Genomic DNA, 14,894 nt, shown 5'->3' with positions numbered 1-14,894 from the left:
TTCGTTACAGAGCGGACAACGCGACTCGAACGCGCGACATCCACCTTGGCAAGGTGGTGCTCTACCAACTGAGCTATGTCCGCAGGTGCGCCGTAACGCGAGAACTACTATACCCAACCCCGCTCGCGTGCGAGACGCACTGCCGTGTGCCGGTTCTCCGCACCCAGCTTCGTCGCCGCCGACGACAGGTAGTTCCGCACCGTCCCCTGCGACAGCGACGCCCGCTCAGCGATCTCCGCGATCGGTGCCCCGTCCGCCGCGAGTTCGAGCACCTCCGCCTCCCGCGCGGTCAGTGGCGAGTCCCCCGCGCTGATCGCGTCGGCAGCCAACTCCGGGTCCACATAACGCCCTCCGGCGTGCACGGTACGGATCAGCTCGGCCAGCCGCTGCGCCGAGACGGTCTTGGGGGCGAAGGCCCGCACTCCCGCCGCCAGGGCCCTCTTCAGGTGCCCCGGACGGCCGTGACTGGTCACGATCATGGTTCGGCAGCCCGGCAGCTCGGCCCGCAGGGATGTGGCGACACTCACACCGTCCGCCCCCGGCATCTGCAGGTCCAGCACCGCCACGTCCGGCCGGTGCGCCCGTGCCATCGCCAGCGCCTCGGGACCCGAGGCCGCCTCCGCGACGACGACCAGGTCGTCCTCCAGCGCCAGCAGCGCCGCCAAGGCGCCCCGGATCAGATGCTCGTCATCGGCGAGCAGTACGCGTACGGGGCTCACGCCGGTACCTCCAGTTCTTGCAGTCGTCGGTCCGGGATCTCCGCCCGCAGCCGGAACCGGCCGTCGCCGACCAGGCCCGCCTGCAACGTCCCGTCCAGGGCCGCGAGTCGTTCCCGCAGCCCGGCCAGCCCCGAGCCCGGGGGCCCGGCCGGGGCCTCCGGTGCCCCGTCGTTCTCCACCACCAGCGTCACCGGGCCGGCGTCCGGCGCGGTCAGCCTGATCCGGCAGCGCTGCGCGTCCCCGTGCCGCAGCACGTTCGTCGTGGCCTCGCGCACCACCCAGCCGAGCGCCGACTGGACGTCGGGGTTCAGCTCCCGGTCGGTCCGGAAGTCGACCCGGCAGTCCATTCCGGCCGCTCGCAGCACTCCGCGCGCGCCCTCCAGCTCCACCGCCAGGTCCGCCTGCCGATAGCCGCGCACCACGTCCCGTACTTCTCGCTGGGACTCCTGCGCTATTCGCTGCACCTCGATCATCTGCTCCACCGCCTCCGGGCGTTCGCGCCGGGCCAGCTGGACGGCGAGCTCGCTCTTGAGGGCGATCACGGCCAGGTTGCGGCCCATCACGTCGTGCAGGTCCCGGCCGAACCGCAGCCGCTCCTCCGCCACCGCGAGACGGGACTGGACCTCGCGGGAGCGGTCGAGCTCGTAGACGGTCGTCAGCAGCCAGGCGGAGAACCCGCAGGTGGCGCCGAAGAACAGGCTGCCCAGCAGCACGCCGACGGCGTACCCGAAGGCGGTCGCGACCGGAACGCCGAAGCCGATCGCGGCCAGTCCCGTGGCGGGCGCCGCGACCGCCACGATGTACCACATCTGCCGCACCGACCTCAGGCACAGGACGAGCGAACCGGAGGCGAACCAGGTCAGTCCCGCCACCAGCGTCGGTGCGACGGTCATCTGGGTGATGTGGTCCATCGCCCGGAGCGCGAGGACGGCCAGGACGCACGCCGCCGTCGCGAGGGCGGTGGCGACCGCCAGCCGGGTGGGGCGCTCGCGCCGCCCCACCACCCAGTGCAGCGCCTTGGAGGCCAGCACGCCGCACAGTGCCGCGTGGGCGCACATCATCACGAAGAGCGAGGTGGGCACCACGATTGAGTTCTGCTCGGCGGCCGCGGCGGCCAGCGGGGTCAGCGCGAAGGACAGGACCTCCAGGATCACGAAGAGGTGGAACGACCCCCGCGTGTACAGCTCGACCTTCCCCGCACTGCTGCGGTTCTTCCACCACCCCGTCATCTTCGACACGGTCCCCGTCCCCCGACTCGCCCTACCGGCGCGGTTCCCACCGGAACCACCTCTGAACAGCAAACACGGTGATCACGGTCCAGGCCAAGGTGTTGAGCCCGGCCCCCAGCAGGTCCCCGCCCGCCGAGCCGCCACTCCACCCGGCCCGCACGAGGGACATCACCCCGCTCAGCGGCAGCAGTTCGCACAGCGAGGCCGCGAGGTCCGGCAGCGAGTCCGTGGGCATGAACAGCCCCGAGCCGAGCACGGTGGCCAGGAACAGCGGCAGCGTGGTGATGCCCGCGGTCTCCACGGTGCGGGTGAAGGAGCTGGTCAGGGCGGAGAGCCCGGCCAGCAGCACGATGCCGGCCAGCACGCCCGCCACGAGCAGCAGCGGATTGCGCGGCATGCGCACGTCGAGGGCGATCGCGCCGCCGACGGACAGGACGGCGATCTGCCCGAGGGCCAGGACGGCGGCGGGCAGGGCGGTTCCGGCCAGGATCTCCAAGTCGTTCGCCTCGCCGGTGCGGAGCCGCTTGAGGACGAGCTCCTCGCGCCGGGCGACGTAGGCGGAGACCAGGTTCATGTGGACGACGAGGATCAGCACCATGCCGATCCCGCCGGTCAAGGTGGCCTCTCCGACGGCCTCGGCGCCCTCGACCCCGCTGAGCGAGGAGCGCAGGACGAACACCATCAGAAGGGGCATCAGCACGGCCACGCTGAGGGCGGCCCGGTTGCGCACCAGCAGGGTGAGCTCCGAGCGGCCGAGCGCGGCGAGCCGGCCGGGGTTCAGGGTGAGCGTGTTCATCGGGTCCCCGCCTTCGTGTCCTCGGTGCGGCCGCCGGCGCTGCGGCGGTTCTCCGCGATCTCCAGGAAGGCCTCCTCCAGGGAGGCGGACCGGGCGTCGAGCCCGATCAGTTCCACGCCCTGCTCCCGGGCCCAGCCGAGCAGTTCGGTCAGATCGTCCTGGAGCTGTTCGGTACGGACCTCCACGCGCTGCCCGTAGGCCGCAGCGCGCAGTGCCAGCGGGAGCCGGGCCGCGGGCACCCCGGCCGGCAGGGTGAAGCGGATCCGGGCGGGCCGCGTCGCGGTCACCTCGGCCGGGCTGCCGGACAGGACGAGTTCCCCCTCGTGGAGGATCGCGAGGCGGTCCGCGAGCTCCTCGGCCTCCTCCAGGTAGTGCGTGGTCAGCAGCACCGTGGTGCCCTGCGCGCGCAGGTCCCGGACCAGAGCCCAGGTGTCCCGGCGCCCCTCCGGGTCCATTCCGGTGGTCGGTTCGTCCAGGAACAGCACCTCGGGCCGGCCGAGCAGGGCCAGTGCCAGGTCCAGTCGCCGCCGTTCGCCGCCGGACAGCTGCTTGACGCGTACGGAGGACCGCGCGGCCAGGCCGACCAGTTCCAGCACCTCCGCCGCCGGGCGGGCGCCGGTGGTGACCCCGCCCCACATCCGGACGGTCTCGGTCACCGACAGGTCGGAGGGGAAGCCGCCCTCCTGGAGCATCACTCCGGTGCGCGGGCGGACCTCGGCCCGCCGCGTGTACGGATCGAGACCGAAGACGCGGACCCGGCCCCCGCTCGGCGCGGCCAGTCCCTCCAGCAGTTCGACGGTGGAGGTCTTGCCGGCGCCGTTGGTGCCGAGCAGGGCGAAGATCTCGCCCCGGGCCACGGAGAAGGAGACGCCCCGTACGGCCTCGAACCCTCCTGCATAGCCGCGGCGCAGGCCCTCGGCTTCGATCACGGTGTCAGTCATGGTTCAAGGCTCGCGGCGCCGGGGCCGGGCGGGCAGTGCGCGCTGTCACCGCCGGGGATGACATTTGTCAGGGGCCGCGGGTATCCGGGTACGGGAACACGAAGAAGGCCCCGATCATAATGACCGGGGCCTTCTTCATACAGAGCGGACGACGCGACTCGAACGCGCGACATCCACCTTGGCAAGGTGGTGCTCTACCAACTGAGCTACGTCCGCATGCACTGCATTGCCGTGAGGCGATGCGTGCATCACTCTACCCGATCCACAGCAGTGGTCCGGAAGTGATGCAGAGCGGGTGACAGGAATCGCACACTGCGCCTTCCCTCTGGAAGAGGGATGTTCTGCTACTGAACTACACCCGCACGACCTCGGAGGCTTTGACCTGCGGCCTGGCCCCTTGGCGTGATCCACACACTAGCCGACGGATGGGGGTGCATGGCAAATCGACGCTCAGTGGGCCGCGTTGTAGGCCTCGTAGATCTTCTTCGGGATGCGGCCGCGCGGGGGCACTTCGTGCTGGTTCGACCGGGCCCAGGCGCGGACGACCGCCGGGTCAGGGGCGACGGAGGTGTGCTTGTACGCCTTCCCCGAGCGCGACTGGCGGCGGCCGGCGGCCACGAAGGGGGCCAGGCCCTTCCGCAGTTTCTTTGCGTTCGCCACATTGAGGTCGATCTCGTAGGACTTTCCGTCGAGAGCGAACACGACCGTTTCCGTCGCTTCTCCGCCATCGATGTCGTCGGAGAGCGTGACTACTACGCGCTGCGCCACGGATATCGGTCCCTTCGTGCGACGTCGCCACCTGCTGACGTGCGGTGATGTCGCCTGTGTGGATGTTTCGGGGCAATGCAACTTTCATCCGGAATCCGGAGTGATTCCTTTGTACCTCGATTCCCATTGCATTGCGAAGCCCAGTTAATTCTCTCCGCGTGTCCCGCCGCAATGCCGGGCACGTGGTTTTCCGGGGGATTTTGCGAAGCGTTGGTGAAGCCGAAACGGCGCGGTGAGCGCGGCCCCGGGATATCTACCCGCGTAGAAATTTTGGCCGGGTACGCTGATGGAACCGCCTTCGCACCAACCACCACACGGGAGTGCCCGATGGCACGCGTCGTAGTCGACGTCATGCTCAAGCCGGAGATCCTCGACCCCCAGGGCCAGGCGGTGCAGCGTGCACTGCCGCGCCTGGGCTTCGAGGGGATCGCCGACGTCCGCCAGGGGAAGCGCTTCGAGCTCGAGGTGGAGGGACCGGTCGACCAGGCCGCCCTCGACCGCATCCACAAGATGGCCGAAACGTTCCTCGCCAACACCGTCATCGAAGACTTCACCGTGAAGGTCGAGGCCTGACGGTGACCACTCGCATCGGAGTCGTCACGTTCCCCGGAACGCTCGACGACCGTGACTCGCTGCGCGCCGTCCGCCTCGCGGGGGCCGAGCCGGTCTCGCTGTGGCACCGCGACAAGGACCTGCACCAGGTCGACGCGGTCGTCCTCGCGGGCGGCTTCTCCTACGGGGACTACCTGCGCGCCGGGGCCATCTCCCGCTTCTCGCCGGTGATGGAGACCATCATCGAGCAGGCCAGGGGCGGCATGCCCGTCCTGGGCATCTGCAACGGCTTCCAGGTCCTCACCGAGGCCCACCTGCTGCCGGGGGCGATGCTCCGGAACAACCACCTGCACTTCATCTGCCGCGACCAGAAGCTGCGGGTGGAGAACGCGGAGACCGCGTGGACCGGCGACTACACCGCCGGCCAGGAGATCTCCGTACCGCTCAAGAACATGGACGGCCGCTACACCGCCGACGAGCGCACGCTCGACGAACTGGAGGCCGAGGGCCGCGTGGCCTTCCGCTACCTGGACGGCAACCCGAACGGTTCGCTGCGCGACATCGCCGGCATCACCAACGCCGCGGGCAACATCGTCGGTCTCATGCCGCACCCCGAGCACGCGGTCGAGCCGCTGATCGGGACGGGCCGCACCGACGGTCTCCCGTTCTTCACCTCGGTCCTGAAGAAGCTGGTCAGCGCATGAGCCTCGACACCGTCAAGAACGCCACCGAAACCCCGGACGCCTCCCAGCCCTGGAAGGAACTCGGCCTCAAGGAGGACGAGTACGCCCGGATCCGGGAGATCCTCGGCCGCCGCCCCACGGGTGCCGAGCTCGCCATGTACTCGGTCATGTGGTCCGAGCACTGTTCGTACAAGAGCAGCAAGGTCCACCTGAAGCAGTTCGGTGAGAAGGCCCCCCAGAACGACGCCATGCTCGTCGGCATCGGCGAGAACGCCGGCGTCGTCGACGTCGGCCAGGGCTACGCGGTCACCTTCAAGGTCGAGTCGCACAACCACCCGTCGTACATCGAGCCCTACCAGGGCGCGGCCACCGGCATCGGCGGCATCGTCCGCGACATCCTCGCGATGGGCGCCCGCCCGGTCGCGGTCGTGGACCCGCTGCGCTTCGGCGCCGCCGACCACCCCGACACCCGGCGCGTCCTGCCCGGCGTCGTCGCCGGCATCGGCGGCTACGGCAACTGCCTGGGCCTGCCCAACATCGGCGGCGAGGTGGTCTTCGACGCCTGCTACCAGGGCAACCCGCTGGTCAACGCCGGCTGCATCGGCGTGATGAAGCACGAGGACATCCACCTCGCCAAGGCCTCCGGCCCCGGCAACAAGGTCATCCTCTACGGCGCCCGCACGGGCGGCGACGGCATCGGCGGCGTCTCGGTCCTCGCGTCCGAGACCTTCGACGACACCAAGCCCACCAAGCGCCCCGCGGTGCAGGTCGGCGACCCCTTCCAGGAGAAGCTCCTCATCGAGTGCACCCTGGAGATCTTCAAGGAGAAGCTGGTCGCGGGCATCCAGGACCTCGGCGGCGCCGGGCTCTCCTGCGCGACCTCCGAGCTCGCCTCCGCCGGTTCCGGCGGCATGCGGGTCGAGCTGGACACCGTGCCGCTGCGCGACGCGACGCTCTCGCCCGAGGAAATCCTCATGAGCGAGTCGCAGGAGCGCATGTGCGCGATCGTCGAGCCGCAGTACGTCGACCGCTTCATGGAGATCTGCGAGAAGTGGGACGTCATCGCCACCGTCATCGGTGAGGTGACCGAGGGCGAGCGCCTGGAGATCTTCTGGCACGGCGAGCAGATCGTGGACGTGCCCCCGGGCACCGTCGCCCACGAGGGCCCCGTCTACAACCGCCCCTACGCGCGCCCGTCCTGGCAGGACGCGCTCCAGGCGGACGACGCCGGCAAGCTGCCGCGGCCGCAGACCTCCGAGGAGCTGCGCGCGCAGGTCCTCGCGCTGGTCTCGTCCCCGAACCAGGCGTCGAAGTCGTGGGTCACCGACCAGTACGACCGCTTCGTGCAGGGCAACACCGTGCTCTCGCAGCCCGAGGACGCGGGCATGGTCCGCATCGACGAGGAGTCCAACCTCGGCGTGGCCATGGCCACCGACGGCAACGGCCGCTTCGCCAAGCTCGACCCGTACACGGGCGCGCAGCTGGCACTCGCGGAGTCGTACCGCAACGTGGCGGCGACCGGCGCGAAGCCGCTGGCCATCTCCGACTGCCTGAACTTCGGCTCCCCCGAGGACCCGGACGTCATGTGGCAGTTCGCCGAGGCCTGCCGGGGCCTCGCGGACGGCTGCCTGGAGCTGGGCACCCCGGTGACCGGCGGCAACGTCTCGCTGTACAACCAGACGGGCGACATCGCGATCCACCCGACCCCGGTCGTGGCGGTCCTCGGTGTGATCGACGACGTCAACCGCCGTACGCCGATGGCGTTCGCGGAGGCCGGCCAGCTGCTGTACCTGCTCGGCGACACCGCCGAGGAGTTCGGCGGCTCGGCCTGGTCGCAGGTCGTCCACGACCACCTCGGCGGCATGCCGCCCAAGGTGGACCTGGGCCGCGAGAAGCTGCTCGCCGAGATCCTGATCTCCGCCTCGCGCGACGGCATGATCGACGCCGCGCACGACCTGTCCGACGGCGGCGTGATCCAGGCGCTCACCGAGTCCTGCCTCAAGGGCGGCAACGGCGCGCGCGTCGTGGTCCCCGAGGGCCTGGACGCCTTCACCTTCCTGTTCTCCGAGTCCGCGGGCCGTGCCATCGTGGCCGTCCCGCGCAGCGAGGAGCTCCGGTTCACCGACATGTGCGGTGCGCGGGGCCTGCCGGTCGCCCGCATCGGTGTGGTGGACGGCGAGGAGATCGAGATCCAGGGCGAGTTCACCCTCCCCCTGGCCGAGCTCCGCGAGGCCCACGAGACGACGATCCCGGCCCTGCTGGCCTGATCCCATCGCCTCTGCCACGAGCCCCCGGCCGGTTCCTCCGGCCGGGGGCTCGTGGCGTCGGCAGCGCCGCCCGGGGCCCGCTGCCCGCCGATGCCCGCCGAGCTGTTCGCCGCCCACGCCGCCCACGCGACGGACACCGCGCAGCGGCGCGGCGGCACGGGGCCGGCGCCGCCGGCCCCCGAGTAGGGTCGGGGCATGCCGCCCCGAGGGAAGAAGCCGCGTACCTACGACCCCGCCCGGATCCGTGCGGCCGTCACCGCGCAGTTCGCGCATGTCGGCCGCGCCGTGGGCGAGTTGGGGCCCGAGCGGTTGGCACGGCCCAGCGGGCTCGGTGACTGGAGCGTCGCCGAGCTGGCCGGGCACATCGCCTGGATCGCCGACTCGCTGGCCGGGGGCCTGGCCCGGCCGCCCGCCGCCGTTGCCGAGCTGTCGGCCGTCGAATGGCCCTTCGCCACCGCCTCCCTCGCCGGGAAGATCTCCGAAGCGGCCCGGGAGACCCTGACCGGGGCCCCGCTGTCCGAGCTGTACGCCCGGGCGGCCTCCCGGATGGCCGAGGCCCTCGCGGCGAACCGGGGCGACCGGGTGCTGGACCTGTGGATCGGGGACATGACCCTGGCCGACTTCCTGATCACCAGGACCGTGGAACTGGTGGTCCACACCGACGACCTGAACCGGGCCACCGGACTGGACATCCCGGTCGACCGGCAGGCGCTGGCCGCCTGCACCCGGCTGCTCGCCGACGCCCTCGCCCTCAAGGCACCGGGCGGCTCGGTCGAGGTGCGCATCCCGCCCTTCGCGGTGGTCCAGTGCATCGAGGGCCCGCGGCACACCCGCGGCACCCCGCCGAACGTCGTGGAGAGCGACCCGCTGACCTGGATCCGGCTCGCGACCGGACGTACGGCATGGGCCGAGGCGCTGGACGAGGCGCACGTACGGGCCAGCGGCGAGCGGGCCGACCTGTCGGCGCTGCTCCCCCTGATGAGCTGAGCGGTGGTGGCCCCGGTGGAACCGCTGCGGCGCCCGGCCCGTCCCAGGGGCATGCGTACCCTCCGGCACGTCCACACTTCCGCGGGCCTGGCCTGCGTACTGGCCCTCGCCCTGGCCGGCTGCGGCCGGGAAGAGGCCTCGGGGAGCGTCTGGCACCCCGACCCCACGGGTTCCTGGGCCGTCGAGTCCCTGACCACGGGCGGTCGCACGCTCCATGCGCCCGGGACCGCCCGCCTGGAGATCGGCGAGAACGAGGCCAAGGGCAACTACGGCTGCAACGGTTTCACGGCGGTGGTGGCCTCCGACGGTCCCTCCGCGGTGACCGTCACGCCGGGCGCCTCGACCACCATGGCCTGCGCGGACATGGAGTTCGAGACGGCCTTCGCCAAGGTGTTCCGGGGCAGGATGACGATCGACCGGGGCCCCGACCGGCTCACCCTGAAGGCCGCCGACGGGAGCACCATCGCCATGACCTCGACGCCGGCGGTCCCCGACGCCCCGCTCACGACGACCCGGTGGACCGTGGAGTCGCTGGTCAGCGGCGCTACCGCGGCCTCCCTGCCCGCCGAGGCGGCAGGGAAGGCGCAGTTCACCATCGCCCCCGACTTCGCAGTGAGCGGCAGCCTGGGCTGCAACCGGTTCAGCGCCCGGGCCACCGTCGCGGGATCCGTGGTCACCTTCGGGCCGCTGACCTCGACCCGGATGGCCTGCGAGGGCCCGGTGGGCGAGGTCGAACGGGCGCTGACCGCGCTGTTCGCCGACCCGCTCACCGCGACGATCGCGGGCGAGACCCTCACCCTCTCCGCGCCCGACGGCAAGGGCCTGACCGCGAAGGCGGCCTCGGCCGCGGAATGACCCTGACGGGCCGGGTCAGCCGGGGTACGGCAGGAGGCCGGCGTCCACCTTCTCCCAGGCCGCCCGCAGCTGCGCCAGCCGGGCCGGCTCCAGGGCCGCCCTGTCGGCCTGTTCGCGGACGTCCCCGGCCAGGTTGAACAGCTGGTCCCTGCCCGCCTTGCCCCGGTAGTACTTCCAGTCGCCGCGGCGCAGCGCCCGCTCCCCCCGCACCCGCCAGAACAGGTCCCGCTCGGCCACCTTCTCACCGCGCAGCAGGTATCCGGCCAGGCTCACCCCGTCCAGAGGGTGGGCCCGGTCGGGACGCGCCCCGGCCAGCTCCAGCAGCGTCGCCGTCCAGTCCGGGCTGAACACCGGGACGTGGCTGACCTGGCCGCCGTCCAGCCGGGCGGGCCAGCGGGCGATGTTCGGCACCCGGATCCCGCCCTCCTGGAGGGAGGCCTTGTTGCCGGACAGCGGCCAGTTGTACGAGAAGCGCTCGCCGCCGTTGTCGCTGGAGAAGACCACGAGGGTGTCCTCCTCCTGGCCCGAACGCCTCAGCGCCGCCAGCACCTTGCCGATCGAGCGGTCGAGGTCCTCGACCATCTCCTTGTACTTCTCTACCGAGCCGCCGTCCTGGTGCCACAGGGCGCGCCCGTCGCCGGCCTTGATCCGCGCCACGATCTCGGCGCTCTGCCCGGTGTCCCCGTCGGCGATCCACGGCCAGTGCGGGGTGGTGAAGTTGAGGTTCAGCAGCCACGGCCTGCCGTGGTGGTCGCGGGAGACGTACTCGCTCGCCCGCTCGGTGATGATCCGGGTGTAGTAGCGCAGGTCCTTGTACTCGGCGTCGCCCTCGTAGAGGTCGTACTCGCCGCCCAGGCCCAGCTTGGAGTAGTACTCCAGGGCACCGAAGTTGCCGAAGAACTCGTCCCAGCCGGACCTGGTCGGGCTGTAGTCGGGCAGGTAGCCGGCGTGCCACTTGCCGATCAGCGCGGTCGCGTAGCCGGCGGACTTCAGGAGCGAGGCCAGCGTCGGGTGCGTGGGGTCCAGGCCCACCGACTTGTCGGCGATCGGTTCGGCCAGCCCGCCCCTGGTGCGGCCCGGGTACCGCCCGGTGTAGAGGCTGAACCGGGTCGGTGAGCAGGTCGCGGAGCCCGAGTAGGCGTCGGTGAACCGGACGCCCTGGCGGGCGAGGCGGTCCAGGTTCGGGGTCTCGATGTGCGGGGAGCCGTACGAGGAGAGGTCGGCCCAGCCGAGGTCGTCGCCGAGGATGAACAGGATGTTCGGACGGCGGGACGGCCCCCGCTTCCCGGCCCGGAACTCCCGCTCCCGGGGCGCGTTCTGCCCGTCCCCGGCGGCCGGGGCCGCGGCTGCGGGGGAGGCGCCGAGCCCCACCGCCGCGGCGGCCGCGCTCACGCCGACCGCGCCGCCGAAGGCGCGCCGGGACAGGTTGGGTTCGTACGAGGTCACAGGTACTCCAAGGCATGGCCTGCCGGCCCGCCCCGGGCGGCGCGGGACGGCGCGCGGCACGGCAGGGCGGACTCGGGGCAGGGCTCAGGAAAGAAAAAGAACGGAAAGCGGCGTGTGACTACGCAGAACAGCGACAGATGGCGCTCGCGACACGGACAAGGTCCACGTGCCGGCGCTCGACGAGGGTGACCGTCCGGTCACCGAGAGGCTGCATGGGGCGAGAGCCTGGACGAATGCCCATGCGCCTGTCAACAAGGGCATTCCGGATAGCGAGACGGAAGGGATCCGTCACCCTCCGTGCTGTGACATTTCCCGGCCATCCCCAATTCGGACCAGTGGTCGATCTCGCCTACACTCGGAAGCGTGCCTCGTGGTGATGGACGACTCAACCACGACCTGCTCCCCGGCGAAAAGGGCCCCCAGGACGCTTGCGGCGTCTTCGGTGTCTGGGCTCCGGGTGAAGAGGTCGCCAAGCTCACCTACTTCGGACTGTATGCACTGCAGCACCGCGGACAAGAGTCCGCGGGAATCGCTGTGAGCAACGGTTCCCAGATCCTCGTCTTCAAGGACATGGGCCTCGTTTCCCAAGTCTTCGACGAAACCTCTCTCGGCTCGCTCCAAGGTCATATCGCGGTCGGTCACGCCCGCTATTCGACCACCGGGGCCTCCGTCTGGGAGAACGCCCAGCCGACCTTCCGTGCGACCGCCCACGGCTCCATTGCCCTGGGTCACAACGGCAACCTGGTGAACACCGCCGAGCTTGCCGAGATGGTCGCCGACCTCCCCCGTCAGGACGGCCGTGCCACCCAGGTGGCGGCCACGAATGACACCGACCTGGTCACCGCCCTGCTCGCCGGTCAGACCGACGACGAGGGCAAGCCCCTGACCATCGAGGAGTCGGCCGCCAAGGTCCTGCCTCAGGTCAAGGGCGCCTTCTCCCTCGTCTTCATGGACGAGGGGACCCTCTACACCGCCCGTGACCCGCAGGGCATCCGCCCGCTGGTCCTCGGCCGCCTGGAGCGCGGCTGGGTGGTCGCGAGTGAGACCGCCGCCCTCGACATCTGCGGCGCCAGCTTCGTCCGCGAGGTCGAGCCGGGCGAGCTCATCGCGATCGACGAGAACGGTCTGCGCACCTCTCGATTCGCGGAAGCGAAGCCCAAGGGCTGTGTCTTCGAGTACGTCTACCTGGCGCGCCCGGACACCGACATCGCCGGCCGGAACGTCTACCTCTCGCGTGTCGAGATGGGCCGGCGCCTGGCCAAGGAAGCCCCGGTCGATGCCGACCTGGTGATAGCGACGCCGGAATCCGGCACGCCCGCCGCCGTCGGATACGCCGAGGCCAGCGGGATCCCGTACGGATCCGGCCTGGTCAAGAACGCCTACGTGGGCCGGACCTTCATCCAGCCCTCGCAGACGATCCGCCAGCTCGGCATCCGCCTCAAGCTCAACCCCCTCAAGGAAGTCATCCGGGGCAAGCGCCTGGTTGTCGTCGACGACTCGATCGTCCGCGGCAACACCCAGCGCGCCCTGGTCAAGATGCTCCGCGAGGCCGGCGCGGCGGAGGTCCACATCCGGATCTCCTCGCCGCCGGTGAAGTGGCCGTGCTTCTTCGGCATCGACTTCGCCACCCGGGCCGAGCTGATCGCCAACGGGATGACGGTCGACGAGATCGCCACCTCCATGGGCGCGGACTCCCTCTCCTACATCTCGCTCGACGCGATGATCGAGGCGACCACCATCCAGAAGCCCAACCTCTGCCGTGCCTGCTTCGACGGCGAGTACCCGATGGAGCTGCCCGACCCGCAGCTCCTGGGCAAGCAGCTCCTGGAGACCGAGCTGGCCGGCGGCACGGACGCCGCCGACGCGCTCCGTCGCCCGTAGCCCTGGCTCAACCTGCGCCGGGCCCTGTCTTTGAGGCTTCTCCCAGGGCCCGGCACCACACGCAGTAACGACACGAAAGCTCTCTCCTGTCATGACAGAGAAGACCACCGGTGCCAGCTACGCAGCCGCAGGCGTGGACATCGAAGCGGGCGACCGCGCCGTCGAGCTGATGAAGGAGTGGGTGAAGAAGACGCAGCGCCCCGAGGTCCTCGGCGGCCTCGGCGGCTTCGCCGGCCTCTTCGACGCCTCCGCCCTCAAGCGCTACGAGCGCCCGCTGCTCGCCTCGGCCACCGACGGCGTCGGCACCAAGGTGGACATCGCCCGCCAGCTCGGCGTGTACGACACCATCGGCCACGACCTGGTGGCGATGGTCATGGACGACATCGTCGTCTGCGGCGCCGAGCCGCTCTTCATGACCGACTACATCTGCGTCGGCAAGGTGCACCCCGAGCGTGTCGCGGCCATCGTCAAGGGCATTGCCGAGGGCTGCGTCCTCGCCGGCTGCGCCCTGGTGGGCGGCGAGACGGCCGAACACCCCGGGCTGCTGGGCCCGGACGACTTCGACGTGGCGGGTGCCGGAACGGGCGTCGTCGAGTACGACCGCCTGCTCGGCGCGGATCGCATCCGTACGGGTGACGCCGTCATCGCGATGGCTTCGTCCGGCCTTCACTCGAACGGGTACTCGCTGGTCCGCCACGTCCTCTTCGACCGCGCCGGCATGTCGCTCGACCAGCACGTCGAGGAGCTCGGACGGACCCTCGGCGAGGAGCTCCTGGAGCCCACCAAGATCTACTCGCTGGACTGCATGGCCCTCACCCGCACGGCCGAGGTGCACGCCTACTCGCACATCACCGGCGGCGGCCTCGCGGCGAACCTGGCCCGGGTCATCCCGGACCACCTCCACGCCACGGTCGACCGTACGACCTGGGCCCCCGGCGCCATTTTCGACCTGGTCGGCAAGGCCGGGCAGGTGGAGCAGCTGGAGCTGGAGAAGACGCTGAACATGGGCGTCGGCATGATGGCCGTGGTGCCCGCCGAGTCGGTGGACGTGGCCCTGACCGCGCTGGCCGACCGGGGTGTCGACGCGTGGGTCGCGGGAGAGATCCTGGACCGCGGCGACCGCACCGAGGGTGCGACCCTGACCGGTTCCTACGCGAGCTGAGCAGCACTGAAACCCGGCCCGGGGCGATGCCCTGGACCGGGTTTCAGTCTTTTTGTCTGACGTGCAGACGCCTCAGGGCGTCAAGCGCCGCGACGCTGTGACGACGGCCCGGACTCTTCGTCCTCGTCGTCGTCATCCCTGTTGTAGAGGTCCGCGTACCGAGCGTACGGGTCGTCCTCGTCCAGTTCGTCGTCGTCTACCTCGACCGGCTCGCTGACAGGCAGCGGTTCCACGGTCGATGCGCCCAGCTCGTTGGCCAGACGCGAGAGGTCAGTCCCGCCGCTGCTGTACTTCAGCTGGCGGGCGACCTTCGTCTGCTTGGCCTTTGCCCGGCCGCGCCCCATGGCTCGACCCCCTCGGTGACGGGGCTCGACGGCCCCAGAGTCTGACACGCGTTCATGGTTCGGAGCGGGCTCTCCATGGAGAGACCGTCCGTAGGGGTTTAACGGTACCTGCTTCCGCGGCCATACGGTACGCCGCCCGCATGACGCGCCCCGGTGCAGAACCAGCAAGGCGCCCCGTCCTCGCTGGTCAGCTGCGATTTTAACCTTTTCCTGGCGGGCGACCCGCCGAAGTGCAGTGAGTTCCGTCTCGCCGCACCCCGGCGG

At 70.7% G+C, this 14,894-nt stretch carries 15 protein-coding genes and 3 tRNA genes; 7 read left to right on the top strand and 11 right to left on the bottom strand.

The genetic code is table 11. The features are described from left to right. Positions 1-10: 10 nt before the first annotated feature. From OG753_RS21045 to OG753_RS21010, 8 genes are all read right to left on the bottom strand, one after another. Positions 11-83 (bottom strand) — tRNA-Gly (locus OG753_RS21045). A gap of 24 nt (positions 84-107) precedes the next feature. Then, entirely contained in the window at positions 108-719 is a 612-nt protein-coding gene (locus OG753_RS21040) for a response regulator transcription factor (RefSeq protein WP_327263259.1), read from the bottom strand. Then, positions 716-1,957, bottom strand: coding sequence for a sensor histidine kinase (locus OG753_RS21035; RefSeq protein ID WP_405789625.1), 1,242 nt, complete (start codon positions 1,955-1,957; stop codon positions 716-718). The genes OG753_RS21040 and OG753_RS21035 overlap by 4 nt, the downstream gene beginning before the upstream one ends. A gap of 22 nt (positions 1,958-1,979) precedes the next feature. Beyond that, complete coding sequence (locus tag OG753_RS21030; protein WP_327263258.1) at positions 1,980-2,744, bottom strand: ABC transporter permease; 765 nt, start codon at positions 2,742-2,744, stop codon at positions 1,980-1,982. Continuing rightward, positions 2,741-3,685, bottom strand: coding sequence for an ABC transporter ATP-binding protein (locus OG753_RS21025; protein ID WP_327263257.1), 945 nt, complete (start codon positions 3,683-3,685; stop codon positions 2,741-2,743). The genes OG753_RS21030 and OG753_RS21025 overlap by 4 nt, the downstream gene beginning before the upstream one ends. A gap of 143 nt (positions 3,686-3,828) precedes the next feature. After that, a tRNA-Gly gene (locus tag OG753_RS21020) sits at positions 3,829-3,901 on the bottom strand. A gap of 74 nt (positions 3,902-3,975) precedes the next feature. Then, a tRNA-Gly gene (locus OG753_RS21015) sits at positions 3,976-4,047 on the bottom strand. 88 nt (positions 4,048-4,135) lie between these two features. Next, positions 4,136-4,453 (bottom strand): Lsr2 family protein, encoded by a 318-nt coding sequence (locus OG753_RS21010; protein ID WP_405789624.1) that lies wholly within the window; start codon positions 4,451-4,453, stop codon positions 4,136-4,138. 327 nt (positions 4,454-4,780) lie between these two features. Here OG753_RS21010 and purS point away from each other — a divergent pair, with 327 nt between their 5' ends. The 5 genes from purS (at position 4,781) to OG753_RS20985 (ending at position 9,797) form a co-directional block, all read left to right on the top strand. Beyond that, positions 4,781-5,026 carry a phosphoribosylformylglycinamidine synthase subunit PurS gene (purS, locus tag OG753_RS21005; RefSeq protein ID WP_030009438.1) on the top strand — a complete coding sequence of 82 codons (246 nt, stop codon included), beginning with the start codon at positions 4,781-4,783 and terminating at the stop codon, positions 5,024-5,026. 2 nt (positions 5,027-5,028) lie between these two features. Further along, a complete protein-coding gene (gene purQ, locus OG753_RS21000; RefSeq protein ID WP_030390145.1) occupies positions 5,029-5,709 on the top strand; it encodes a phosphoribosylformylglycinamidine synthase subunit PurQ in 681 nt (226 codons plus the stop codon). Further along, positions 5,706-7,955 (top strand): phosphoribosylformylglycinamidine synthase subunit PurL, encoded by a 2,250-nt coding sequence (gene purL, locus OG753_RS20995; protein WP_327263255.1) that lies wholly within the window; start codon positions 5,706-5,708, stop codon positions 7,953-7,955. Before purQ ends, purL begins: the two co-directional genes overlap by 4 nt. A gap of 195 nt (positions 7,956-8,150) precedes the next feature. After that, on the top strand, positions 8,151-8,942 hold the full coding sequence (locus OG753_RS20990) for a sterol carrier family protein (RefSeq protein WP_405789623.1): 792 nt from the start codon (positions 8,151-8,153) through the stop codon (positions 8,940-8,942). A gap of 51 nt (positions 8,943-8,993) precedes the next feature. After that, complete coding sequence (locus tag OG753_RS20985; RefSeq protein WP_327263253.1) at positions 8,994-9,797, top strand: META domain-containing protein; 804 nt, start codon at positions 8,994-8,996, stop codon at positions 9,795-9,797. 15 nt (positions 9,798-9,812) lie between these two features. Here OG753_RS20985 and OG753_RS20980 read toward each other — a convergent pair whose 3' ends face one another. After that, positions 9,813-11,303 carry a sulfatase-like hydrolase/transferase gene (locus OG753_RS20980; RefSeq protein ID WP_405789622.1) on the bottom strand — a complete coding sequence of 497 codons (1,491 nt, stop codon included), beginning with the start codon at positions 11,301-11,303 and terminating at the stop codon, positions 9,813-9,815. A 58-nt stretch (positions 11,304-11,361) separates the two neighbouring features. Beyond that, positions 11,362-11,457 (bottom strand): putative leader peptide, encoded by a 96-nt coding sequence (locus tag OG753_RS20975; RefSeq protein ID WP_324617183.1) that lies wholly within the window; start codon positions 11,455-11,457, stop codon positions 11,362-11,364. Between the two features lie 149 nt (positions 11,458-11,606). Here OG753_RS20975 and purF point away from each other — a divergent pair, with 149 nt between their 5' ends. Together purF and purM are read left to right on the top strand one after the other, a co-directional pair. Further along, the gene (gene purF, locus OG753_RS20970; RefSeq protein ID WP_030726287.1) at positions 11,607-13,124 is read left to right on the top strand and encodes an amidophosphoribosyltransferase; all 1,518 of its coding nucleotides are present in this window, start codon (positions 11,607-11,609) and stop codon (positions 13,122-13,124) included. A gap of 91 nt (positions 13,125-13,215) precedes the next feature. Further along, entirely contained in the window at positions 13,216-14,286 is a 1,071-nt protein-coding gene (gene purM, locus OG753_RS20965) for a phosphoribosylformylglycinamidine cyclo-ligase (RefSeq protein WP_189972406.1), read from the top strand. 80 nt (positions 14,287-14,366) lie between these two features. Here purM and OG753_RS20960 read toward each other — a convergent pair whose 3' ends face one another. Next, a complete protein-coding gene (locus OG753_RS20960) occupies positions 14,367-14,630 on the bottom strand; it encodes a DUF3073 domain-containing protein (RefSeq protein WP_030009392.1) in 264 nt (87 codons plus the stop codon). Between the last annotated feature and the right edge of the window lie 264 nt (positions 14,631-14,894).

The organism is Streptomyces sp. NBC_00029, from assembly GCF_045160505.1.
Classification (GTDB): Bacteria; Actinomycetota; Actinomycetes; order Streptomycetales; family Streptomycetaceae; genus Streptomyces.
This window is presented reverse-complemented; position numbering and strand designations above follow the sequence as displayed.